At 71.5% G+C, this 23629-nt stretch carries 20 protein-coding genes; 11 read left to right on the top strand and 9 right to left on the bottom strand.

The features are described 5' to 3' along the window. Positions 1–63 precede the first annotated feature (63 nt). Together AC3EO4_RS04240 and AC3EO4_RS04235 are read left to right on the top strand one after the other, a co-directional pair. On the top strand, positions 64–2739 hold the full coding sequence (locus AC3EO4_RS04240; protein WP_431893877.1) for a bifunctional glycosyltransferase/CDP-glycerol:glycerophosphate glycerophosphotransferase: 2676 nt from the start codon (positions 64–66) through the stop codon (positions 2737–2739). Then, a complete protein-coding gene (locus AC3EO4_RS04235; RefSeq protein WP_379570775.1) occupies positions 2736–3785 on the top strand; it encodes a glycosyltransferase in 1050 nt (349 codons plus the stop codon). Before AC3EO4_RS04240 ends, AC3EO4_RS04235 begins: the two co-directional genes overlap by 4 nt. 99 nt (positions 3786–3884) lie before the next feature. On the opposite strand, the gene AC3EO4_RS04230 is transcribed toward AC3EO4_RS04235, so the two are convergent. The 3 genes from AC3EO4_RS04230 to AC3EO4_RS04220 are packed head-to-tail and all read right to left on the bottom strand — an operon-like array spanning position 3885 to position 7373. After that, positions 3885–4928 (bottom strand): sulfotransferase family protein, encoded by a 1044-nt coding sequence (locus AC3EO4_RS04230; RefSeq protein ID WP_379570773.1) that lies wholly within the window; start codon positions 4926–4928, stop codon positions 3885–3887. After that, the gene (locus AC3EO4_RS04225; RefSeq protein ID WP_379570771.1) at positions 4921–5838 is read right to left on the bottom strand and encodes a CDP-alcohol phosphatidyltransferase family protein; all 918 of its coding nucleotides are present in this window, start codon (positions 5836–5838) and stop codon (positions 4921–4923) included. The genes AC3EO4_RS04230 and AC3EO4_RS04225 overlap by 8 nt, the downstream gene beginning before the upstream one ends. Before the next feature lie 35 nt (positions 5839–5873). Then, positions 5874–7373 carry a glycosyltransferase family 2 protein gene (locus tag AC3EO4_RS04220; protein WP_431893875.1) on the bottom strand — a complete coding sequence of 500 codons (1500 nt, stop codon included), beginning with the start codon at positions 7371–7373 and terminating at the stop codon, positions 5874–5876. Positions 7374–7497: 124 nt separating this feature from the next. Between AC3EO4_RS04220 and AC3EO4_RS04215 the strand changes: the two genes are divergently transcribed. Both AC3EO4_RS04215 and pseI read left to right on the top strand, forming a co-directional pair. After that, complete coding sequence (locus AC3EO4_RS04215) at positions 7498–7998, top strand: GNAT family N-acetyltransferase (protein ID WP_431893874.1); 501 nt, start codon at positions 7498–7500, stop codon at positions 7996–7998. Next, positions 7995–9038, top strand: coding sequence for a pseudaminic acid synthase (gene pseI, locus AC3EO4_RS04210; protein ID WP_431893873.1), 1044 nt, complete (start codon positions 7995–7997; stop codon positions 9036–9038). The genes AC3EO4_RS04215 and pseI overlap by 4 nt, the downstream gene beginning before the upstream one ends. A 17-nt stretch (positions 9039–9055) precedes the next feature. Here the strand turns inward: pseI and AC3EO4_RS04205 are convergent, their stop codons facing one another. After that, entirely contained in the window at positions 9056–10009 is a 954-nt protein-coding gene (locus AC3EO4_RS04205; protein WP_431893872.1) for a PseG/SpsG family protein, read from the bottom strand. Next, positions 10006–10734 carry a cytidylyltransferase domain-containing protein gene (locus AC3EO4_RS04200; protein WP_431893870.1) on the bottom strand — a complete coding sequence of 243 codons (729 nt, stop codon included), beginning with the start codon at positions 10732–10734 and terminating at the stop codon, positions 10006–10008. The genes AC3EO4_RS04205 and AC3EO4_RS04200 overlap by 4 nt, the downstream gene beginning before the upstream one ends. Before the next feature lie 128 nt (positions 10735–10862). Here AC3EO4_RS04200 and pseB point away from each other — a divergent pair, with 128 nt between their 5' ends. Both pseB and AC3EO4_RS04190 read left to right on the top strand, forming a co-directional pair. Then, positions 10863–11822 (top strand): UDP-N-acetylglucosamine 4,6-dehydratase (inverting), encoded by a 960-nt coding sequence (gene pseB, locus AC3EO4_RS04195; protein ID WP_379570759.1) that lies wholly within the window; start codon positions 10863–10865, stop codon positions 11820–11822. Then, complete coding sequence (locus tag AC3EO4_RS04190) at positions 11822–12946, top strand: DegT/DnrJ/EryC1/StrS family aminotransferase (RefSeq protein WP_431893868.1); 1125 nt, start codon at positions 11822–11824, stop codon at positions 12944–12946. Before pseB ends, AC3EO4_RS04190 begins: the two co-directional genes overlap by 1 nt. On the opposite strand, the gene AC3EO4_RS04185 is transcribed toward AC3EO4_RS04190, so the two are convergent. The 3 genes from AC3EO4_RS04185 to AC3EO4_RS04175 are packed head-to-tail and all read right to left on the bottom strand — an operon-like array spanning position 12939 to position 17316. After that, complete coding sequence (locus AC3EO4_RS04185; RefSeq protein WP_431893866.1) at positions 12939–14816, bottom strand: glycosyltransferase family 2 protein; 1878 nt, start codon at positions 14814–14816, stop codon at positions 12939–12941. The genes AC3EO4_RS04190 and AC3EO4_RS04185 overlap by 8 nt on opposite strands. Before the next feature lie 11 nt (positions 14817–14827). After that, entirely contained in the window at positions 14828–16486 is a 1659-nt protein-coding gene (locus AC3EO4_RS04180) for a class I SAM-dependent methyltransferase (RefSeq protein WP_379570753.1), read from the bottom strand. Further along, positions 16477–17316, bottom strand: coding sequence for a hypothetical protein (locus AC3EO4_RS04175; protein WP_431893865.1), 840 nt, complete (start codon positions 17314–17316; stop codon positions 16477–16479). The genes AC3EO4_RS04180 and AC3EO4_RS04175 overlap by 10 nt, the downstream gene beginning before the upstream one ends. 172 nt (positions 17317–17488) lie before the next feature. Here AC3EO4_RS04175 and AC3EO4_RS04170 point away from each other — a divergent pair, with 172 nt between their 5' ends. From AC3EO4_RS04170 to AC3EO4_RS04150, 5 genes are all read left to right on the top strand, one after another. Further along, complete coding sequence (locus tag AC3EO4_RS04170) at positions 17489–17728, top strand: acyl carrier protein (protein WP_379570750.1); 240 nt, start codon at positions 17489–17491, stop codon at positions 17726–17728. Continuing rightward, entirely contained in the window at positions 17715–18461 is a 747-nt protein-coding gene (locus tag AC3EO4_RS04165; protein ID WP_379570748.1) for an SDR family NAD(P)-dependent oxidoreductase, read from the top strand. The genes AC3EO4_RS04170 and AC3EO4_RS04165 overlap by 14 nt, the downstream gene beginning before the upstream one ends. 66 nt (positions 18462–18527) lie before the next feature. Then, positions 18528–19913 carry an AMP-binding protein gene (locus AC3EO4_RS04160; RefSeq protein WP_431893863.1) on the top strand — a complete coding sequence of 462 codons (1386 nt, stop codon included), beginning with the start codon at positions 18528–18530 and terminating at the stop codon, positions 19911–19913. Then, positions 19910–20938: a LuxE/PaaK family acyltransferase gene (locus AC3EO4_RS04155; RefSeq protein ID WP_431893861.1), complete on the top strand. Its 1029-nt coding sequence runs from the start codon at positions 19910–19912 to the stop codon at positions 20936–20938. The genes AC3EO4_RS04160 and AC3EO4_RS04155 overlap by 4 nt, the downstream gene beginning before the upstream one ends. After that, positions 20938–22188, top strand: a complete 1251-nt coding sequence (locus AC3EO4_RS04150) for an acyl-CoA reductase (RefSeq protein WP_379570742.1) — start codon at positions 20938–20940, stop codon at positions 22186–22188. The genes AC3EO4_RS04155 and AC3EO4_RS04150 overlap by 1 nt, the downstream gene beginning before the upstream one ends. Here the strand turns inward: AC3EO4_RS04150 and AC3EO4_RS04145 are convergent. Further along, positions 22148–23569 (bottom strand): glycosyltransferase family 39 protein, encoded by a 1422-nt coding sequence (locus tag AC3EO4_RS04145; RefSeq protein ID WP_431893860.1) that lies wholly within the window; start codon positions 23567–23569, stop codon positions 22148–22150. The two genes, AC3EO4_RS04150 and AC3EO4_RS04145, sit on opposite strands and share 41 nt — an antisense overlap. Between the last annotated feature and the right edge of the window lie 60 nt (positions 23570–23629).

Raw genomic sequence — 23629 nt, 5'->3', positions numbered from 1 at the left:
GACACTTGGTGAATCGCGGGGGAATGTCTGCCTTCGAGCATCGGGACTCGGGGGAGAACAGGCATGCCGGACTGCACCGTTGTCGTGATCACCTACAACGACGCCGCCCGCCTCCCGAGAGCGGTCCGCTCGGTGCTCGACCAGACGCTCCGCGACCTCGAGGTGATCATCTCGGACGACGCGAGCACCGACGACACCCCGCGCGTGGCCAGGGAGCTCATGCGGGCCGACGCCCGCGTCCGCTACGTGCGCAGGGAGGCCAACTCGGGCGGGTGCGGAGCGCCGCGCAACGACGGGATCGACGCGGCGCTCTCGCCGTACGTCATGTTCCTCGACAGCGACGACACGCTGCCGCGGCACGCGTGCAAGAGCATGCTGACGGAGATCGAGCGGACCGGCGCCGACTTCGTCTCCGGACAGATCTCACGGCTGTACGAGCCGACGGGCAGGACCGAGCGCTACTACCCGCAACTGTTCAGGAAGCGGCGGGTGGTCGAGGGCATCCGGGAGGAGCCCGAGCTGTTCCTCGACTGCTTCAGCACCAACAAGCTGTTCGACGTGTCCTTCCTGCGCCGTCACGCGCTGCGCTTCCCCGAGGACATCCACTACGAGGACCACGTCTTCGGCGCCGAGATGTACTGCTCGGCACGCAGGTTCGCGATCGTCCCGTGGGTGGTCTACCACTGGCGCAGGTCCCACGAGCGCACGTCGATCTCGATGAGCATCAGGGAGATGAACAACGTCCGCCACCGGGTGGAGGCGGCAAGACGCAGCGACGCGACGCTGCGCGCGCACGGGTTCGGCGACCTGGTGCCGGATCGGCAGTACCGCTTCGTCCGCCAGGACCTGCGGGTCTATCTCAACCCGCTCCCCTCGCGCGACCTGGTGTGGGCCAAGGAGTTCGCCTCGATGGTCAGGCCGTACCTGGAGGAGGTACCCGACGAGGTGATCGGCCGGATGGACCCGATGGTGCGCGTGTGCTGCCGGCTGATCCTGGACGGCAGGGCCGAGGACCTGCGGGTGGCGGCCAGGTCGCTGAGCGCGCCCCTGGCCCCGCCGCGCGAGGTGGTCACGCACGAGGGGCGCACGTACTGGGGCCGCACGCCGGCGCCAGGCCTGGACATCACCGAGCTGCGCATGGCCGAGCTGCCCTACACCGCCTCCAGGCTGCGGCACGAGGTGGTCGCGCTCGCCACGGAGGGGACGCGGCTGCGGATGCGGGTGCGCACCTACGACCCCTTCTCGGTCCTCACCGAGTGGACCGCGTTCCTGCGCTGCGGCCCTCTCACGGTGCCGATCGACCCGGTTCCCTCCCCCGACGGCGCCCTCGTCAGCGAGGTCACCCTCGACCTGGCGAAGGTCAGGGCGCGCTGCGACCCGCGCATCGGGTTCACCAGGCCTAACGGCCTCACCACGACCGACACCCTGCTCGCGGACCCCGGCATGGAGCCGTTCGGCCTCGGCCGCCTGCGCGTCAGCGCCGCGGGCGCCGCGGGACAGCTGCACCTGAGCCCGAGGCCCACGCCGCGGGTCGTCCTCGCCAAGCTGAAGCGCAGCGTCCTCCGCCGGGTGAGCACGCCCCGGCTGAAGCTCAGGGCCTACAAGGCGCTGATCAGGGTGCTGCCGCCGCGCGAGGACCTGGCACTGTTCGAGGCCGACTGCGGCAAGGGCTACACCGGCAGCCCGCGCGCCGTCTACGAGGAGGTGCGCCGCCGGGGACTGCCCGTCACCGCCGTCTGGTCGGTCGCCCGCGGCCGCGCCTGCTTCCCCTCCGGCGTCCCCCTCGTACGGCGGGGCAGCTGGCGCCACATCTGGACCATGGCCCGCGCCGGCATCTGGGTCGACAGCCACGGCTTCCCCCTCGACTACCCCAAGCCGCGCGGCACCCGCTACCTGCAGACCTGGCACGGCCAGGGCATCAAGTCCATCGGCTTCGACGCCCCCGACCTGCGCGCCGACCTGCCGGGTCCGCGCGAGCAGTGGCGCGCGGCCGTCGCCCGATGGGACGCGCTGATCTCGCCGAGCGCCGAGTTCTCCCGCTACTTCGTGCCCGCCCTCGGCTACGAGGGCCCCGTCCTGCGGTACGGCACGCCACGCTGCGACACGCTGGTGCGCGGCGAGCCGCCCGAGGGCGTGCGCGAGCGGCTGGAGATCCCGCAGGACCGCAGGATCCTCCTCTACGCGCCCACCTACCGCGACGGCGCCAAGAATTCGGGCATGTCGGTGCGGGTGGACCTGGCCGAGCTGGCGGAGGCGGTGTCGGACGAATGGGTGGTGATCCTGCGCACCCATCCGGTCGAGCGCTACAAGGTCCCCCAGCACCTGCTCCACTTCGTCCGGCCCGCGGGCGCGTATCCCGAGATCAACGACCTGATCCTGGTCTCCGACGCGCTGCTGACGGACTACTCCTCCGTGATGTGCGACTACGCGGTCACGGGCAAGCCGATGCTGTTCTTCATCGACGACTGGGACGAGTACCGACTGTCCGAGCGGGGCGTCAACACCGACCTGCCCGCGATCGCGCCGGGCCCGTGCGTCACCACGGGCGCCGAGCTCGTCGCGTGCCTGCGCGACCTTCCGGCGGTGCACGCCTCGTTCGCCGCCAAGTACGCCGCGGCGCGGCGGCTGTGGTGCGAGGAGGAGAGGGGCGACGCAGCCGCGAGGGTCGTGGCGGACTTCTTCGGCGTGCCGCCTGCCGTACCGGTGCGGCGGCGGCCTCCGCTGCGGAGCGCCTCGTGAGCGGGGCGGTGGTCTTCGCCTGCATGGACGCCGACACCCTCGGCGGCATCCAGCAGGTCACCCACACGCTCGCGCAGGGGCTGGCAGGCCGCGGCCACGAAGTGCACGTCGTGGGCCTGCACAGGGCGGAGAAGCCGTTCCGATACGTGGCGCGGCCGCTGTACGCGAGGCACGTGATCAGCAGGTCCCCGCGCTCGTCCGTGTTCGAGAAGGGGCGCGCCGGCGGGCTGCTCGCCAGGATCGGGCCTGCCTTCGCCGTCCTGACCTCCCCCGGCGTGGTGACGCGGCTGTCCGGGCTGCTGCCCGAGCGGACGCGCGCCATCGGCCAGTACCACGGCTCCTACCAGCACGCCCGCATCTGCTCGCACCTCGGCTCGATCAGGCGTCACTATGGCGATCTCGACCAGGCGGTCTTCCTCAGCGAACAGGACGCGTGGCTGTTCGCCGAGCACGCGCTGCTGCCCAACACCTGGTCGCTGCCCAACCCCTTGCAGGGCTGGCCTGCGGCGAGGGCCGAGCTGTCGGCCGCGAGAGTGCTGGGCGCCGGCAGGCTGGCCGGCGTGAAGCGGTTCGACAGGTTGATCAGCGCCTTCGCCAAGGCGTCCGCGCCACCGTGGGAGCTGCACCTCATCGGTGACGGGCCCGAGGAGCCGCGGCTGCGCGCCTGGGCGACGCAGGAGGGCGTCGCCGACCGGGTGGTGTTCAGGGGCCGCGTGGACGCGGGCGCGATGGAACGGGAGTACCTCGGCGCGTCCATCGTCGCGCTGTCCAGCGAGCACGAGGGTCTGCCGCTGGTTCTCATGGAGGCGGCCGCGCACGGGCTGCCGTCCGTCGCCTTCGACGTCTCGGGAGGCGTGCGCTCGATCGGCGGGCTGCTCGCGCCGCCCGGCGACGTGCCCGCCCTCGCCGAACGGCTCGCCGCCCTCATGGAGTCGGCGGGCGAGCGGCGGCGACTGGGCGCCGCCGCTCGCGCCAGGGCCGAGGCGTTCCGTCTGGAACCCGTGCTCGACCGCTGGGAAGAGCTCTTCGCTCACATGGAGCGGTGAGGAAGCCACGCGCGACCCGCTGCGGAGGCCGCGCGAACCTCACATGACGCGCTGTGAAGGCCGCGCGGCCTCACATGACGCGCTGCGGAGGCCGAGGCCTCACATGACGCGCTGCGGGACCTCCACCTCGATGCGCTGCGCGGGGACGCCGGCGAGCACGCGCTGGCCGGAGGTCAGCAACGCCGGCACGGGGCCGGGCTCGCGCAGCCGGTTGAACCGGTCGCGCATGCTCTTGCGCATGCGGGCCGCGCGCCGCTTCTGCATGACCCTCTGCAGGCGGGCCAGGTGATCCTTGGCCGCCTTCGGCGCGCCGGTCAGCTCGTAGCCGTTGGCCTCCAGGCGCTCGCCGAGCACCTGCTCGCACAGCCTGACCTCCCAGCTGTCGAGGCGCGTCGACCAGCTGCCCACCCGTGACCTGAGGACCTCGCCGTGGGTGTTGCTGTGCCACACCTTGTGGGCGGGCACCGCGACGCTGGCCATGTCACCCGGCGAGCACATCGCCGGGTCGAAGTCCTCTTCGAGGAAGTGGCAGAGCTTCTTCAGCTCGGTCGCCGGGTCGTCGGTCAGGTCCTCGTAGCGCAGCTCGTAGTAGCTGTCCTCCGGCATGATCTTGCGCAGCCTCTTACCCGCGTCGATCGCCTCCGCCCAGATGGAGATCGCGTGGAAGGAGTCGTGCGTGAACCACGGCATCTCCTTCAGCGAGGAGACGCAGTCGCGGCCGTCCCTGATCAGGTGCACGAACTGCGCGTCGGGGAACAGCCTCACCAGCATGTCCACCTGCTTGACGTAGCTCGGGCGCTTGTCGCCCCACCTTGCCTTGCCGAAGCGGTCGGCGTACATCCTGAACGCGGTGCCGAGCACCGAGCCGAGTGAGCCAGGACCCTCGACCGCCTGCCTGATGAACTCGTCCTTGTCGACGCCGAGCTCGCGGAACTTGGTGCGGTCGCCCGTGATCCACTCGGCCAGCGCGAGGCGCTTGGCGGCCTGCCGCATGTCGCCGAACGAGCGGCGCTTGTTGTAGACGGCGCCCACGAACCTGGTCTCCGGCGGCACCGCGATCCTCGAGTGCGAGTGGAGCATCAGCTGCAGCAGTGTGGTGCCCGAACGTGGACAGCCAACGACGAATACCGGCCTGTCAGACATTTGGTGAACCCCCGATTAGCGCTTGCTCTCGGCTCTCCTCCGGCTTGGGGACCGCCCCGTGGCGGCGGGTGAAGAGCCACATTCGATAGATAAGGAAGATCTCGTTGGCCACGAACAGGACGCTGCCGACCGAGATGACGGGGATGAGCGCCGTCTGCCCCAGCAGCGGTGCGATCACGAAGACCGTCGCGTGGTACTCGATGCCGCTGATCAGGTGGGACCGGATCCTCCGCCTGGCCATCGCCCTGTTGACCCGGCGCAGCAGGCCACGGCGCCGTGGCGGCGCGGACTGCTGCGGCCGTGAAGTCTGTACTCCCGTCTGGTGCCCCGGCGCCGGCCGTGCCCCCTGCTGGTGCGGCATCGGCCGGTACGCCAGTGGCTCGTGCGGTCTCGGCGCGGGAAGGTGGGCCGGCGTCGAGGAGGCGTTGGCCTCCCTGATCGTCTCCCTGACCCGCTTCATCGTTGCCGAGTTGACGTACCTGAACATGTCGAGTGCGGCCACCGCGGCGCCGAGCACGATGAAGGCGACGTTCCCCGTGGCCGCGTACTGGCCGTAGGCGAGCCCGGTGGCGCAGCACAGTTCCCTGATCCTGTCGCCCATGAAGTCGAGCCACAGACCGAACGGCGTCCCCGTGCCCTTGAGGCGGGCGATCTTGCCGTCGACACAGTCGATCATGAAGCTCAGGTAGAACAGCACCGCTCCCGCGGCGAGCTGACCGGCCGCCAGGCACCCGGCGGACGCCATGCCGAGAACCAGCGAGAAGACCGTGAGACCGTTCGGCGTGATGTTCGATCGGTTCGCGACGAACAACGCGACCCGGCAGGCGACCGGGTCCACGAAGCACACGGTCCACCAGGAGTCTCTCCGCTTGCATGTCGCGTAGACGTCATCGAGCGAGTAGGTCCTCATGAATCCCAGCATGGCGACACAGCGTGGTTCTTCGATTACTCTCTGGAACTACTGGAGAATGTCCATGCCGCTTCTTGACCATCCCGGCACGTACCAAGCTCCTGGGTAGATCCATTCAGGTCCGGATCGTCGTCCACGGCGTCGTCTTGTCCGCCGATGGGCGCGGGCCGAAGATATCCGTCCTTGATCAACTCTTGGAACTCCGCCCGCACGCCCATCCGCCACGTCCCGTGCGCGAGCGCGGACGCGTCGATCTGGGCGGTGAAGGTCCTGCGCTTCTTCCATCGCGCCTTCACGGGGATGGTCGTCCCGTCCTGCTCCAGCCAGAGCGCGACCTTCAGCCTGCGGCCCTCCAGCCGCCTGATGAAGACCTCGCCCCGCACCCTGAGACGGTCGCCGTCCAGGGACGCGCTCTCGACCCTCGCGACGAGCCTGAGCTCCTCGCTGATGTCGAAGACCTTGTAGGGGATCTGCAGCCGCTTGTCCCGGAGATAGGGATAGTCGCCGTACCAGCCCTCGTCCTTCTTGCGCCGCCTGGCCGCCCGGAGCTCCCCCGCGGCCTTGGCCCGGAACGCGCGGACCTCGCGCAGTTCGTCGGCCAGCCCGCGCTTGAGCAGGTAAAGCTCGAGCCGGCGCAGCGCGCTGGCCTCCTTCACCACCGAGCGGCGCAGGTCGGCCAGCCAGGCCCTCCCCAGCTCCAGAAGTTCGCCCCTCTCCTCGGCGTCGCTCTCGGCGACGGCCTGGAGGAGGAAGGCGGTGTCCTTCTCCAGCACCACGCGGTCGAAGGACACGAGCAGCCGCGGCGCCGCCTCGGCCGCCATGATCTCCCGTACCGCCCTGATCGACGCGTGGCGCGCGCGCAGGTTGTCCGGCTCCTGGCGGCCCTGAGTGATCGAGGGCTCCCCCACGTCGCGCTCTCTCCACTGGTAGACCACCTCGGAAAGGACGTCGACCTGATCGGCCACGACGTGGGCCCTGATGGCGACGGGCAGGTCCTCGTAGATCCCGGCGGCGAACTCCAGCCGCCGGTCGTCCCAGAAGGATCGCCGGTACACCTTGTTCCATACCGTGCGGTCCCTGACGAGGACCCGCATGCGGCTGATGTGGGTGCGCTCCACGCTCCGCCTGAACGGCTTGGCGTGCAGCGAGGACGGCGAGACCTCTCCCGACCGCAGGCGTTCGACGCCACCGCAGGCCAGGTCGGAGCCTGTCGTCTCGAGCGAGCGGACGAGCAGGTCGTACGCGCCCGGGGGCACCAGGTCGTCGCTGTCGGCGAAGGCGAGGTAGGTGCCGGTCGCGTGCCGTACACCGGTGTTGCGGGCGGGGCCTGGGCCCTGCCGTTCCTGGGTGACCAGCACGAATCGGGGGTCTCTCGCGACGAAGTCCTCGGCGACCGCGCGACTCCCGTCGGTGGACCCGTCGTCCACGAGGATCACTTCAAGGTCTGTCAAAGACTGGGCTGCGAGCGACTTCAGGCATTCGGTGATGTACGGCTCGACGTTGCAGTACGGCACGATCACGCTGAGCAGGGGCATGCTCGCAGAATGCCCTCCCCATGACAGGACGGCAGGGAGCATGCCTGTCCCTGATCAGCTCTTTACCCACACTCGAATCCGCTACGTTGAGCTTCGACATGAGCACTCTTCGTAGGGGGGCGAGGTGCTGAGACGCGTCCGCGAACACGACCTGGAGGTCATCAGGCGCTGGCGGAACCACCCGAGGGTCCGCGCGGCCAGCCTGACCACGCACGAGATCGGCCCCGACGAGCACGCCAGATGGTGGGCGGGCGTGAAAGGCGACCCGAGCCGCGAGGTGCTCGTCTACGAGCACGGCGGCACTCCCTCTGGCGTGGTCACGTTCACCGGGCTCGGCCCCGGCGCCACGAGCGCGGCGTGGGGCTTCTACCTCGACCTCGAGGGTCTGGAGTCGTCGGGCGAGCTGCTGCGGGCGTGGATCGGGCTGGAGCGGGCCGCGATCGAGCACGCCTTCGGCCCGCTCGGCCTGGCGACGCTGCGCGGCGAGGTGCTCGAGGACAACGAGTCGGTCAGGCGTCTGCACCGGCGCTTCGGTTTCGCCGAGCTCGGCTCGGACCCCCGCGCCATCGACGGGGTCGACAGGACCGTCATCACCATCCAGCTCAGCAGAGAGGACAACGCGTGATCTCCATCGCAGGGCGCGAGATAGGGCCGGCGCACCCGCCGTTCGTCATCGCCGAGATGTCCGGCAACCACAACGGCGACCTCGGCCGGGCGCTGGCCATCGTCGACGCGGTGGCGGCCTCGGGGGCCCACGCGCTGAAGCTGCAGACCTACCGGCCCGACACCATCACCGTCGACGCCGACGGCCCCGCCTTCCGCGTCGGCGAGGGCCACGAGCTGTGGGGCGGCGAGAACCTCTACCGGCTCTTCGAGCGCGCCCACACCCCGTGGGAGTGGCACCAGCCGATCTTCGAGCGGGCCCGCGCGCGGGGTCTCGTGCCGTTCTCCTCGCCGTTCGACCCGACCGCGATCGACCTGCTGGAGAAGCTCGACACGCCCGCCTACAAGATCGCCTCCTCGGAGATCGTGGACCTGCCGCTCATCAGGCTGGCGGCGGCCACGGGCAAGCCGCTGATCATCTCGACCGGCATGGCGACGATCGCCGAGATCCACGCAGCCGTCGAGGCCGCCCGGGAGGCGGGGTGCGCGCAGCCGGTGGTGCTGGCCTGCACGGCCAGCTATCCCGCCGAGCCCGGGGAGAGCAACCTTCGCGCGCTGCCCCTCCTGGCCGGCATCACCGGCACGGTGGTCGGCGTGTCCGACCACACGCCAGGGATCGGGGTGCCGGTGGCGGCGGTCGCGCTGGGCGCGTGCGTCATCGAGAAGCACATCACGCTCTCCCGCGCCGACGGAGGGGTCGACGCCGCCTTCTCGCTGGAGCCCGCCGAGCTGGCGGCGCTCGTGGTGGAGAGCCATCGGGCCTGGCAGTCGCTCGGCGCGCCGGTGATCGGGCCGCGGCCGAGCGAGGGCGAAGGCCTGCGGTTCAGGCGCTCGCTCTACGTCGTGCGCGACGTGCGGGCGGGCGAGCCTGTGACCCCGGAGAACGTCAGGTCGATCAGGCCGGCGGGCGGTCTGCCGCCCGCGACGGCGAGCGAGGTGATGGGTCGCGCGTTCACCAGGGACGCCGCCATGGGAACCCCGTTGACCTGGGACCTCATCTGAATCCGGCGGACGGGGGTTCAGCCGAGGAGGGCGTCGGCGACGCGTTCCCTTCCCCTGCCGTCGACCAGCTCAGGGCCGCGCGTGCCGTACTCCGCTCGCAGGCCGGGGTCGGTGAGCAGCCGCCGCAGCGCGGGCACCGCCCGCTCGGGGCTGCCGCCGAGCCCCGCGGCAAGGCCGCGGCCCACCAGCGCCTCGTAGCCGATGAGCTGGTTGTCGGCCACCCAGGTCAGCGCCGCGGGCACGCCGAGATAGAGCAGCTCCCAGATGGCCGAGCCCGCTGCCGTCACCACCAGGTCGGCCTCGGCCATCAGGTTGGGCAGCAGGTCGGTGGGCGGGAGGACGGTGATGCCCTCCCCCGCCGGCAGCGGATCCGAGCTGATCACGGTGGCGGTGAACGGCACGCCGGTCGCGCGCAGCGCCTCCACCCACCGGGGCGCGACGCCGGTGGCGTCGGTGCCGCCGAAGAAGCACAGCACGTGCGGCGGGGCCGCGCCGGTGCGCGCGGGCGCGCGGACGGCCCGCCGTACGCTGTCGCGCAGCAGCACGTAGCGTGCCCCGGCCAGCCGCACCCCCGGATACGGCAGGGCGCAGGCGACCTCCTCCGCGCCGAGGTTCTGGTCGAGATAGAGGTGCGCCTCCTGACCCAGCGGATCGCCGTCGATGATCGCGAGGACGCGCGTGCCCGCGGCCATGAGCACACGCCCCGTCTCGGCGGGCAGCGTGTAGGAGTCGAGCACGACCGCGTCGAAGCCGAGCGCGGCGAGCCGGCCGGGCTCGGCGGGCGCCGGGCGCACCGGCAGGGCGCGCAGGTCGAGCTGACGCATGGCCCACGGCAGCGACCCCATGTCGCCGAGGAAGGACACGTGCGTGCCGCGCGCCCGCAACTCCTCGGCCAGCGCGACGCAGCGCACCAGGTGGCCGACGCCGATCGCGGACCCCGCGTCACAGCGGATGCCGACGCGCACGATCACGCCTCCCGCAGCGCCTTCTGCTCGACATGTGCGTTGATCATGCACGCCTCCGGCCGCGCGCGCAGCCACGCGACCAGCTCGCGCACGCGCGCGCAGCGGTCGCCCATGGCGGCCACCATCGTGGCGATCAGCCGCCAGTCGTCCTCGGTGTCGAGCGTGACCCGCAGGTCGGGGGCGGCGGGGCAGTAGCTGAGGCCGAGCAGCCGGAAGTCGTCGGGGTGGGTGTAGATGTGGGAGGTGACGTGCGTGCGGTGGTAGCCGGAGGCGACCTTGCCGACCGCCTCCAGCACGTCCCTGCCGACGATCTCGACGTCCATGCCGCGCGGCAGCGTGCGGACCAGGCTCGTGGTCATGTAGTCGAGGCCGGGAAGCGACTGGTAGGCCAGCGCGACCTCCCTGATGATCTCGGGGTCGAGCAGCGGGCAGTCGGCGGTGAACCGCATGACCGCGTCGCACGGACGGCTCTCCAGCGCGTCGACGAACCTGGTCAGCACGTCGTCGACGGGACCGCGGTGCCAGGCGACGCCGAGCCGCTCGCACTCCGCGACGACCGCGTCGTCGGCGGCCTCCCCCGTGGTCGCCACCACGAGGTCGTCGACGACGTCCGACCTGTCGACGGCCCTGACCACCCAGCCGAGCACCGAGCGACCCCCCAGGTCGCGCAGCACCTTGCCGGGCAGTCGCGATGACCCCATGCGCGCTTGGATGACTCCGACAATACGCACTGATGCCCCATTCCCCCGTGTGACCGTGCGTGTCTGCTTCGTCGCGCTATGCTACCGGCCTGTCTACGCAGACGCAGGTGGTACCACCGAAATCAGGGGGCGACGTGAGCGTGGTGACCGGATCGTCAATGTTGATCACTGGAGGCACGGGCTCGTTCGGCAAGGCCTTCGTGCGCCACGCCCTCGACCACCTCGGTGTGCGCCGCCTCGTGATCTTCTCCCGCGACGAGCTCAAGCAGTACGAGGCCAGGCAGCTGTTCGGCGAGGACGAGCGGCTGCGCTGGTTCATCGGCGACGTACGCGACCGCGACCGCCTCACCCGCGCCATGCACGGCGTCGACCACGTCGTCCACGCCGCCGCGCTCAAGCAGGTCGACACCGCCGAGTACAACCCCTTCGAGTACGTCAGGACCAACATCGCCGGCTCGCAGAACGTCGTCGAGGCCGCGATCGACTGCGGCGTGCGCAAGGTCGTCGCGCTGTCCACGGACAAGGCCTCCAGCCCCATCAACCTGTACGGCGCGACCAAGCTCGTCGCCGACAAGCTCTTCGTCTCCGCCAACCACTACGCCGCCAGCCACGTGACCAGGTTCGCCGTGGTGCGCTACGGCAACGTGGTGGGCAGCCGCGGCTCGGTCGTGCCCTTCTTCCTGCGCCTGGCCAGGGAGGGCGGCAGCCTGCCGATCACCGACAAGCGGATGACCCGCTTCTGGATCACCCTCGAGCAGGCGGTCAGGTTCGTCGTCGACTCCTTCGACATGATGCAGGGCGGCGAGCTGTACGTGCCGCGCATCCCGAGCATGCGCATCACCGACCTGGCCGAGGCGCTGGCCCCCGAGAGCCCGATGGAGGAGATCGGCATCAGGCCTGGCGAGAAGCTGCACGAGGAGATGATCGCGCCCGACGACGGCAGGCGCACGCTGCGCCTCACCGACCGCTATGTGGTCCAGCCGACGATCGCGACCTGGGGCTACGTCCCGCCGCAGGGCGGGGAGGCGCTGCCCGAGGGCTTCGCCTACCGCTCGGACACCAACGACCGCTGGCTGTCCGTCGACGAGCTGCGCGACATGGTGACGGTGAACGCCTGATGCTCCCCTACGGACGCCAGTCGATCATCGACGCCGACGTCGAGGCCGTCGCCGGGGTGCTGCGCGGCGACTGGCTCACGACGGGTCCCGCGGTCGCGCTGTTCGAGCGCGAGCTGGCCACGTGGACGGGCGGCGTACCGTGCGTCAGCGTCACCTCGGGCACCGCGGCGCTCCATGTCGCCTACGCGGCGGCGGGTGCCGGCGAGGGCGACGAGGTGGTCACCACGCCGCTGACGTTCGTCGCCACTGCGGCCACGGCCGCGCTGCTGGGCGCGAAGGTCGTCTTCGCCGACGTGGAGCCCGACACCGGCAACCTCGATCCGGCCGCGGCCGCCGCCGCGGTGACGGCCAGGACACGCGTGATCACCGCGGTCGACTACGCGGGCCATCCCGCCGAGTACGACCGGTTGCGCCAGGTCGCCGACGGGTGCGGCGCGACGCTGGTGGGCGACGCCGCCCACTCCATAGGCGCCGCCTATCGGGGGCGGCCGGTCGGCTCGCTCTGCGACCTCACGACGTTCTCGTTCTTCCCCACCAAGACGGTGACCACGGCCGAAGGGGGCGCCGTCGTCTCCGGGGACGCCGAGCTGTTCAGGCGCGCGGCCATGTTCAGGAACCACGGCCTGGTCAGGGACCCCGCTCTGCAGCGCGACCCCGAGGTCGGCGGCTGGCACCAGGAGGTCCACTCCTTCGGCCTCAACTACCGGCTGCCCGATGTGCTGTGCGCGCTCGGGGTCAGCCAGCTCCGCCGCCTGGCCGCGTTCAGGGCGCGCAGGGCCGAGCTGGTGGCGCGCTACAACAAGCTGCTGTGCGGGGTGCCGGGTCTCGGCCTGCCCGTCCAGCGCGACCACGTCGAGCCCTCGTGGCACCTCTACCCGGTCCGCGTCCGCGAAGGGCGGCGCCGTGAGGTCTACGACAGGATGCGCGCCGCCGGCATCGGCGTCCAGGTCAACTACATCCCCGCCTACTGGCATCCGGTCTTCGAGGACCTCGGCTACCGGCGCGGGCTGTGCCCGGAGGCCGAGGCCTACTACCGCGAGCAGCTCTCGCTGCCGCTCTTCCCCGACCTGTCCGAGGGAGACCAGGACCGCGTGGTCGAGTGCCTGGCGGGCATCCTCAGCTAGCGCCCATCTCCCTGATCATCAGGCCGCCCTCCTCGTTCCTGTCGACGAGGAAGCGCCTGCCCCTCACCTCGACCTCGGGCCTGGCCGCGGTCTCCACCACCAGACTGACGACCTTGCCCTGGTCGAGGACGAGATTCCAGCACGCCTCCTCGTGCTTGGAGTCGTCGATCTCGGCGAAGGCCACGCGAGCGGTGAAGGCCTTGCCGCCGACGGCCACGGGGAAGTAGATCTCCTCGGCGTCGTGCCTGCGGATGAGGCGCAGGACGGGTTCGCCGTCGCCGCGCCGGCCCAGTTCTCCCGATATCACCAGCCGGTCGTCATGGACGTGGCACTCGCGCACGACGGCGTTGCTCCGCGACAGCCTGATGCCCCACGAGCCGCGGAAGGTGCGGACGGGCACCAGCCACAGCTGGCGCAGCCGTACGGGGACCGGGGTCGCGGGCGGCGCCCAGCGCGGGCCGCCGATCTTGCCGGTCAGGTGCAGCCCTGGACGGCGCAGCTCCACGTGCAGCTCCCAGTGGCCCGGGCCGTGGGAGGCGAGCGCGGCGGGGTCGAGCGCGAACGCGAAGTGGTAGCCGCTCTCCAGCGCCGTGCTGCCGTCCTCCCAGGCGATCTCCGACCAGGTCGGGAAGGCCGTTCCGTGGCCCAGCGAGATCCTGGCGCCGCTCTTGCGCTCCATCAGCCAGATCGTGAGCTTCACCTGGCCCACGGCGCCCGCGTCGAACCTGCCGATCGAGACCCGTCCCTCGCCGTGCAGCCTGCCCTCGTGCCAGTCCAGCCGCAGGAGGCGGGAGGTGAGAGCCAGGTCGCCGGACAGCGGCGCCAGGTGGTCGGGCATCCGGGAGTGCTCGGCGATCCAGCGCCGCCCCGGCCCTGCTCTGCGCATCAGGGGTTGCATCGCGCCGCTCTCGACCTCGCCGAAGACCTTCGCGAGCGTGTCGAGCTGCCGCGTGTGCAGGAGGTGGACCAGCAGCCGGCGGGCGAACGGCAGGCCGAGCCAGCCCGACAGGGGAACCTGGTCGAGATACGACACGGCCAGGTCGACGATGTCGGGAGGAAGGGCGTCGCCGTGGAGGGCGACCGCCTCCGCCACCACGTGCATGTCGACGTCGAGCGTGTCGGTGTCGAACGCGGCGGCCAGGCGCGGCGCTCCCCCGCGCAGGATCCTGGAGGCGTCGCACACCGAGAGCAGCCGGTCGCGGAGGTTGTCCGGTTCGAGCTTGCGCTGGGTGATGGAGGACTCCGCCTCGTCGCGCTGCCGCCAGTGGTAGACGACCTCGCGCAGCACGTCGACGGAACCGGCGCGGACGTGCGCCGCCATGGTGACGGGGTGGTCCTCGTACATCCGGTCGGGGAAGGCCAGGCGAAGCTCGTCCCAGAAGGACCGCCTGAAGACCTTGTTCCAGACCATGCGGTCGCGGATCAGCAGCGGATGGCGGGTGATGTGGGTGCGCTTCCTCTGCACCCTGAAGGCGTCCTTGTGCGCCCACGACGCCTTCAGCCGCCCGCCGATGAGCCGCTTGGCGTTGCCGCACGCCATGTCGGAGCCCGTCGACTCCAGCGAGGCGACCATCTTGGCGAACGCCACGCGCGGCACCACGTCGTCGCCGTCCACGAAGGCGAGATAGCGTCGCGTCGCGAGGCGCACGCCGACGTTGCGCGCCATGCCAGGGCCCATGTTGTGCTGCCTGACCAGGCGGAACCTGTCGTCGACCGCGCACATCGCCGCCGCGACGGCCGCGCTGCCGTCGGTCGACCCGTCGTCGACGCAGATCACCTCGATGTCGCCCAGGGTCTGCCTCGCGATCGACTCCAGGCACTCGCCGACGTACTTCTCCACGTTGTGGAAGGGGACGATCACCGAAAGCACTGCGACTCCCTTCAGATGGAGAACTTGCGGAGGACCCTGCGGGCCAGCCGCCCGGGCCGCGCGAACCTGAGCGAGAGCCGGTAGCCCAGCGTCCTGCGGCAGGCCATGGCCTTGCGCTGAACCTTCTTGAGCTTCGCCTTGGTCTTCTTCAGGTCGCGCTCGCGATAGGTCAGCTTGGTCTCCAGCCTGCCCACCCTCGCCTGGGAGTCGGACAGGCACTGGTGGAGGTGGTCGCGGGCGTCGAGCAGCTCGCGGTAGGCCGGCGGCGTCTGGCCTGGCTCGATGACGGTGTCGATCTCCTCCTCCAGCCGCATCGCCGCCTCCAGGTGCTCCTTGTCGCATGGGATCCCGCACATGCCGGCCAGCGTGAGCGTGAGCTGGTCGGCCTCGATCGGCCACGGCCACGGGTGGTGGTGACCGGCGGCGAGCAGCCGTACGGCGAAGCGCCACAGGATCCTGCAGAGCACGATCTCGACGACGGGGGCGTCGTCCAGCGTCCAGCCCGACTCGGCCAGCTGCAGCCGCTCGCCGTCCCAGACGAGGTTGTCGGTCGTCCCGAAGACGGCGATCAAAGGCGGCTGCGCCTTCACCCACTCGCCGAGCACGGTGAAGGTGTCCCTGAGCGCCCGCATGTCGTCGCGGGCGCAGCCCTCCAGCAGGATCTCCTCCAGCACCCGGCCGTGCGGGATGATCGCGGAGGCCTCCGACGCCACCAGGCGCACCCTGCCGCTCTCCGGCGGCGCGGACAGCGCGCGGCGGCTCCAGCCGGTGCTGCCGTAGATCACCTCGTGGACGATCGGGCCGCTCTGCAGCAGGCCCGTCGGCAGGATGGTGTGGCCGGGAGCCGAGGGCCCCTTCCTCGCGACGGTCACCCACAGCGGGGCCAGCCGGTCGGCCAGCTCGTGTCTGAAGGCGGTGCGGGTCAGATGGAGCGGGTCGGCCACGACCATCCTGGTGTCGTAGCCCCTGGCGCTGAGCGGGACGGTGAGCGCGTCGGGCGGGCGCTGGGCCAGCACGTGGGTGGCCAGGAGCGCGCGCGGCGCCTCACGGGTGGGATAGGCCGCGTAGCAGGTCTCCGCGTGGAGGTTCAGCGCCTGGAGTTCCCGCTCGACCGTCTCGGGGCCGTTGGGATAGGTCACGTCGTAGCCGTGGGGCGTCCACTGCGAGTCGTCGCCCTCGCGGCCGGCCGGCCTGGCCGACACGAACCGGTCGACGCCCAGGTCGTTCTCCACGCCCAGGATCAGCCGCCCGCCCTCGGCGACCAGCTCCGACAGCGCGGCGAGCGTCTCGCGCCAGCTCTGCACGGGCGACTCGGCCGAGTGCATGGAGGCGAACCCCTCGAAGGCGAGGACCAGGTCGTACGGCTCGGCCAGCGGAAGCCCGTCGAGCCTGCCGCAGAAGACCCTGGCCGCAGGGTGCCTGGTGGCCAGCGCGCAGGCGTCGGGGTAGGAGCGGAGCAACGCCGACAGCGACCCCGCCCGCGCGGCCACCATGTCGAACAGGCCCCCGGGGTGCGGCCCGAGGACCAGCACCCTGCCACGTTCCGTCACGAAGAGGGACGCCAGCTCGGTGGCGACGGCGCCCCAGTCTCTCGACTGTGTGAAGTCCGACCACAACAACATCTCGCCACCGATCAGCTGGACAGTGTCCGGCGTCGTGTTCACGCGCATCGCGCCTTTCTCCATCCGAACAGGCGCCGCAGTTCCTCCGGGCCCGCCTGGTACTCGAAACCGAGCTCGCGTCTCGCCACCTCGTGGGCGAGCTCGCGGTCCACCCGCACGCCGTGCAGGTCGGGCCACAGCCGCATCCTGCGTGCCGTGCCGCCGTACTCGGGGCGTTCGTCCTCGAACTGCATCGGGTCCCCGTACACCGCGATGTCGCATCCGACGGAGGCTCCGTAGAACAGCGCGCTGCCCAGCCGGTTGGAGGCGACCCTGCGGTGGCGGCGCAGCTCGGTGAGCTGGCCGCGCAGGAAGTCGCCCCCCTTGCCGTCCCAGCGCGAACCCCTGTGGCCGTGGCTGATGACGCGGAAACCGGCCGACGCGTAGGCCCGTCTGACGGCGGCGTCGCCGTACTCGAGCCAGTAGAGGCAGACGGTCACGGGGCCGGTCTCGACCTCGCGGATCTCCGCCGCCAGCCTGGCGTGGTCGCCGTGGACCGCGCTCTTCTCCCAACCGTGGAAGGGGTACCAGATCGTGCCCTCACGCTCGTCCTCCGGCACCCTGCCCAGCTCGGGCTCCGTGGCCAGCAGGTAGATCCACGGCGCGCCGATGAGGTAGTGGCCCCGACGGCCCATCGACCAGCCCCTGCGCCGCAGCACGTCCGACCAGATGAACCGGGGATATCCGGGGCTGCACCACTTGTCGTTGGGCGGAAAGCCGTGAAGGTAGTTCCAGCCATGCTGCACGAATCCCTGGATACGTGGCGGCCCTCCCTGGGCTATCCCGCAGTAGGCGCCCAAGATCTGGGAGTGCCCGTACCAGTGATTGGATTCGTCCACACCGAACCTCCTCGTTAGCCTGCGCTCGGGCAGACCTTTCCAGTCGTCCCCGCGAGCCGCGCGGCGCTATACCCATCCATTACTCGCGGTGGAAGTTGCCTTCACACGCCGTCTCGAGCTGCCGCCACGGCGCTACACTGCGTTTCGATTCTGTCGCAGATAGTGAGGAAGCATGAGACATCTCGATCGCCTGCGCGTCGTCTTCCGCAGCTCGCTCAACCTGCCAGAGGGCACCGACGTCGACGGACTGGAGTACCGCTCCATCCCGCAGTGGGACTCGCTGGGCCACATGGCCCTCATCGCCGCGATGGAGGACGCGTTCGACATCATGATCGACACCGACGACATGATCGACATGAGCTCGTTCGAGAAAGCCGTGCGGCTGCTGGAGAAGCAGGGTGTCGCGGCCTGAGCCGAGGGTCGCCCTCGTCACCGGGTCCACCAGGGGCATCGGCAGGGCGATCGCGGCCAGGCTCGCCGCCACGGGACACGAGGTCGTCGTCCACGGCCGCACGGCCGAGGCCGCGGAGAAGGCGGCGGCCGAGATCACGGCGGAGACCGGCGGCCCGACCTGCGCGGTCCACGGCGACGTGGCCGACGCCGACGCGGTCGCCGCCCTGATGCGGGAGATCCATCGCCGCCACAGGCGGCTCGACGCCCTGGTGATCAACGCGGGCGCCCACGAGGCGGCCCTGCTCGGCATGATGCGCGGCTCGTCGGTGAGCCGCCTGTTCGAGGTCAACGCCGTGGGCGCGACGCACACGCTGCAGGCCGCCGTGAAGCTGCTGCGCAGGGGTACGGCTCCCGCCGTCGTCCTGGTCTCCTCCGTCATGGCCGCCAAGGGCGGCGCGGGACAGGCCGTCTACTCCGCCACCAAGGCCGCCGTGCTCGGCCTCACGCTCGCCGCCGCCAAGGAGCTCGGCCCCTCGGGCATCAGGGTCAACGCCGTGGCGCCCGGCTTCGTCGAGACCGGCATGCTGGAGACGCTCGACGAGCAGGGCCGTGCCTCCACGGTCGCCGCCACGCCGCTCGGCAGGCTCGGCAGACCCGAGGACGTCGCCGCGAGTGCCGCCTTCCTGCTCTCGGCCGACGCCGCCTTCGTGACCGGCCAGATCCTCGGCGTCGACGGCGGCCTGGTGCTCTGACCACCCGCACCCCAAAGGACCGCGCGCCTCGCGGGGAGACCGCGCCCGACAGGAAAGGCAGCAGCGATGGACCCGTTCCCCCACCCGCAGGCGAGGCTCGTCGTGGCGGGCACCCAGGACGTGCTCGGCGGCGAGGAGCTGGCCGGGCGCGTCGCCGAGGCGGAGCGGGCGCTGGCCGCGTCGCCACCGGGCCCGCTGTTCCTCGGCATGCGCAACGACCTGCCCTCCGTCCTCGGCTACCTGGCGGCGCTACGGGCGCGCAGGCCTGTCGCCCTGCTCGACCCGGCCCTTAACGCCGCCGTGCTTGCCGACCTGACCGACCGCTTCCAGCCCGCCGCCCTCTCCGGGCTCGACGCGCTCCCCGGACCCACCACACGCTCCGGACCCGCAGCGTTTTCCGAGGTCGACGCGCTCTCCGGACCCGCAGCGCTCTCGGGGATCGACGCGCAGCGGCCGCGCGGCGCTCCCGACCCGCACCCCGACCTGGCCGTTCTGCTGACCACGTCAGGCTCCACCGGCAACCCCAAGCTCGTACGGCTCTCGCACGCCGCCGTCATGGCCAACGCCCGCGCCATCGCCCAGGCCCTGCGCCTCGGCCCCGCCGACGTCGCCCCCACCAGCCTCCCGCTCCACTACAGCTACGGCCTGTCGGTGCTCAACAGCCATCTGGCCGTCGGCGCCACCGTCGTGCTGACCGGCGCGAGCCTGCTCGAACGCCCCTTCTGGCGGCAGCTGGCCGAGCACCACTGCACCTCGCTGGCGGGCGTGCCGTACCAGTACGAGATGCTGCGCAGGCTCCGCTTCGACCCCGCCGCCTATCCCGCGCTCACCACGCTGACCCAGGCGGGCGGCAGGCTGCGACCCGAGCTGGTCGCCGAGTTCGCCGCCAAGGTCGACAGGTTCTTCGTGATGTACGGCCAGACCGAGGCCACCGCGCGCATCGCCGTGCTGCCTCCCGACCGCCTGGCCGACAGGCTCGGCTCGGCGGGCCTCGCGCTTCCCGGCGGCACGCTCGGCATCGAGGACGGCGAGGTCGTCTACCGGGGCCCCAACGTGATGATGGGCTACGCCGAGACCGCGGCCGACCTGGCCAGGGGCGACGATCTGGGCGGCGTGCTCAGGACCGGCGACCTCGGGCGTCTCGACGAGGAGGGGTTCCTGTTCGTCACGGGCAGGGTGAAGCGCATCGCCAAGATCTTCGGCGTGCGCGTCAACCTCGACGACGTGGAGCGGCTCCTGCGCGACTGCGGCCCCGTCGCGGCCACCGGCGGCGACGACAGGGTGACGGTGTGGACGGAGGGCATGGACCCCGGCGCGCGCGAGGCGGTGGCCAGACGGCTGGGCGACGAGCTGCGCCTGCACTGGAGCGGCTTCGACGTGCGAGGCGTCGACAGGCTTCCCCTCCTCACCACAGGAAAGATCGACTACCGAGCGCTGGAGGCCCGCACGTGAGCGTCTTCACCCTGCCCCAGGAGGCGAAGGAGGCGGCGCTGCTGCCCCGGCTCGCCGCCCTGACCGAGCGCCACAGGCGCGAGTGCGAGCCGTACCGGCGGATCCTGGACGCGACGGGGTCCGCCCCGCCGTACGGGTCGGTGGCGGACCTGCCGTGGCTGCCGGTCCGCCTGTTCAAGACGCACGAGCTGCGCAGCATCCCCGAGGAGCAAGTGTTCAGGGTGCTGACCTCCAGCGGGACGACAGGGCAGCGGCCGAGCCTGGTCTACCTGGACAGGGAGGCGGCCGCCACGCAGACGCGCATGCTCGCCGCCACCATGCGCGGCGTGCTGGGCGAGCGGCGGCTGCCCATGCTGATCGCCGACACCAGGGCGGTCGTGCGCGACCCCACGTTGAGCGCCAGGGGCGCCGGCGTGCTCGGGATGATGAACTTCGGCAGGGACCACACCTTCGCTCTCGACGAGGAGGGCCGCCCCGACCCCGAGGCAGTGTCGGGCTTCCTCGCCGAGCACGGGCGCGAGCCGTTCCTGGTGTTCGGCTTCACCTTCATGGTCTGGCTCTACCTGCGGGAGCTGGAGGCCGACCTGTCCAACGGGATCCTGATCCACTCAGGCGGCTGGAAGAAGCTGGCCGAGCAGGCCGTGGACAACGCCGCCTTCCGCCACCACTTCGCCGCGCGCACGGGGTTGACCGCCGTGCACAACTTCTACGGGATGGTGGAGCAGATCGGCACGGTCTTCCTGGAGGGCGCCGACGGCGGCGCGCTCTACTGTCCCGACTTCGCCGACGTGCTGATCCGCGACCCCGACACCTGGCAGGAGGCGCCGGTGGGCGTGCCTGGACTGATCGAGGTCGTCAGCACGCTGCCCACCTCCTATCCGGGGCATGTGCTGCTGACCGAGGACCTGGGCGTCGTCCACGGCGTGGACGACGGGGTGTGGCCGGGCAAGAGGTTCTCCGTCCTGGGCAGGCTGCCGAGAGCCGAGGCGCGCGGGTGCAGCGACACGTTCGGAGCGGCCGCCTGATGATCGACGTCCTGTTCCCCGTCCCCGGCAGATCCGACGCAGGGACGCTGGTCGCCGAGCTGACCGCCGCGCCCGTCGGCGGCCCTTTGGCGGTCGGCGACGATCGGATGCGCGCCTTCCTGACCGCGTTCGGCGCCAGACTCCTGAGCCCCGCGATCGCCCGACGCCATCCCGAGCTCGGCTCGCTCGGCTTCTTCCTGCGCCGCGTCGAGCTGGCCAGGGCGCTCGACCTGCTCGAAGGCGAACACCTGCGGGTGCCGCGCGGGCTGGTCTTCCACGTCCCTCCCGCCAACGTCGACACCGTCTTCGTCTACTCGTGGGCGCTGTCGGCGCTCATGGGCAACCGCAACGTCGTACGGCTGTCGCCGCGCTCGGGGGCCGTCGCCCGCACGATCGTCGAGACCCTCGCCAGGGCGCTGCGCGACGCCGACCCCGCCGTGGCGCAGACCCAGCGGATCGTCTCCTACGACCGTTCGGAGGAGGCCACCGCCGCCTTCTCCGCCGCCTGCGACCTACGGGTCATCTGGGGCGGTGACGCCGCCGTCACCGCCATCCGCCGCCACCGGCTGGCCCCGCACGCCCGCGACCTCACCTTCCCCGACCGCTCGTCGTTCGCCGTCATCAGGTCGGTGGCGTGGCTGGGCAGCACGGCTCCTGTGCGGGCCGCGGCCGCCGAGGGGTTCGCCAACGACTCCTACTGGTTCGACCAGGCCGCGTGCTCGTCCCCGAGGACGGTGTTCTGGGTCGGCTCGGCCGCCGACACCGACAAGGCCCACGCCGACTTCGCCGTACGGCTGGCCGAGGCGATCGCCGCCCGCGGCTGGAGCGTCGACGCGGCGATGGCCGTCGAGAAGCGGGTCGCCGCCTACGGGATGGCCGCCGACGGGGCCGGGGAGTCGATCACCTTCCACGGCAACGCCCTGACCGACGTGCGGCTCTCGGCGCCCTCGGCGATGCCGAGGCGGTGGCTGGGCACCGGGACGTTCGCGCACACCAGGCTCGGCGACCTGAGCGAGCTGGTCCCGCTCGTCGAGCGCAAGGACCAGACGATGACGCATTTCGGTTTCGCGAGGGACGAGCTGGAGGCGCTGGCCAGGGCGCTGGCGGGGCGCGGGGTCGACCGCATGGTGCCCTTCGGCTCCGCGCTGACCTTCCACCGGGTGTGGGACGGGGTGGACCTGCCGTCGGAGTTCACCCGCATGGTGACGGTCAGCGCACAGGCCACGGGATCGGCCGCTCGAAAAGGGTGACGCGCGCGCCGGTGAACCTCCAGCGGCCGGCCACCGCGTACCCGCCCGCCGCCCTGATCTGCTCGCGTCTGATCCGCTGGAGCCGCTCGACCTCGCCGCTGGGGTCGCCGATGCGCAGCAGCCACACCCGCCGGCCCGCGTCCAGGCGCTCGGCGACCTTCGTGGTGCGCGCGTCGAGGCCGACCAGGGTGCCTGCCCGACGGGGTGACTTCCGCATCGTCACGTCGCGCAGGCGCGACCCTGGCCCCGGGTAGGCCGCCCACATGAGCCTGGGCCAGCGCGGCACGTAGACGATCAGGTCGCCGGCGCGCGCGTGCCGGTTGAGCACGTCCGCGGCGGCCCGCACGTCCATGGGCTTGGCGTCGTTGGCGCGGGCGGCGACGTTCGCGGGTACCAGGAGGGCGGCCAGGCCCGCGAACGCGACCACGCGCGGCGCCGGGCGGAGCGAGACGATGCCCATGGCGGCGGCCAGCGCCCAGCCCGGCACGCAGAAGAACAGGTAGCGCGGCAGGAAGAGCGACTGGAAGGGCAGGACGGCCAGCAGCGCCACGGACGGCGCCACCATCCACGGCAGTGCCACGGCGGCCACGCCGACCTTCCTTCCCCTGTCGTGCCACACTCCCGCGCCGATGAGCGCGACCAGCGCGACGGCCCCGACGGCCGAACCGGCCAGGCCGCACATCGCCGTCCAGAGGCCGCGGAGGGCAGGGGCGGGCACGAACGCGACGGCGCCCTTCTGCGGGTAGGCGATCAGCACCAGCGGAAGCGTCGCAAGACCGCCTGCCGCCGCTGCCGCCAGCCAGGCCAGAGCGGTCCGCCGCGCGGGCCGCGTCCACAGCATCGTGACCGCGTGCGCCGCGACGAGCGACAGCGCCACCAGGTTGAACGCGCCCATGAGCGCGAGGACCAGCGCGTAACCGGCGAACCACCGCCTGCCGCCGTCCTGGATCCCGCGGACCAGCAGCCACGTGGCGGCGACCGCCAGCATGGCGACCAGCGGATAGGAGCGCGCCTCGTGCGCGTACTGGGCCGCCACCGGCAGCGCGGCGAACAGCAGGCCGGCGGCCAGGCCCACCCCCCGGCCGCCGAGCCTGTACCCGACCGCCGCCAGGCCTGCGCAGGCGGCGGTGATCGCGACCACGGAAGGCAGGCGCAGGACCGCCTCCCCCGCCTGTCCCGCCAGCTCGGCCACTCCCTTGGCGATCAGGTAGTACAGCCCGTGCACGGCGTCCACCTGGGACAGCATCGTCATCATCTGGCGCGTCGACCGTGTCGCGAGGTCGGCGGTGACGACCTCGTCGACCCACATCGAAGGCCCGGTGAGACCCCACAGTCCCAGGCAGAAGGCGATGATCGCGCACGCGAACGACGGGTGTCGCATGGTCAGGATCATGCTGCGTGGCCCGCCGGGCCGGGCCGGACTTTACGCCCTGTTGTCCGC

The sequence above is a fragment of the Nonomuraea sp. bgisy101 genome, assembly GCF_057708945.1.
The sequence above is the reverse complement of the archived record's forward strand: the minus strand, read 5'-3'. Positions and strand labels throughout refer to the sequence as shown.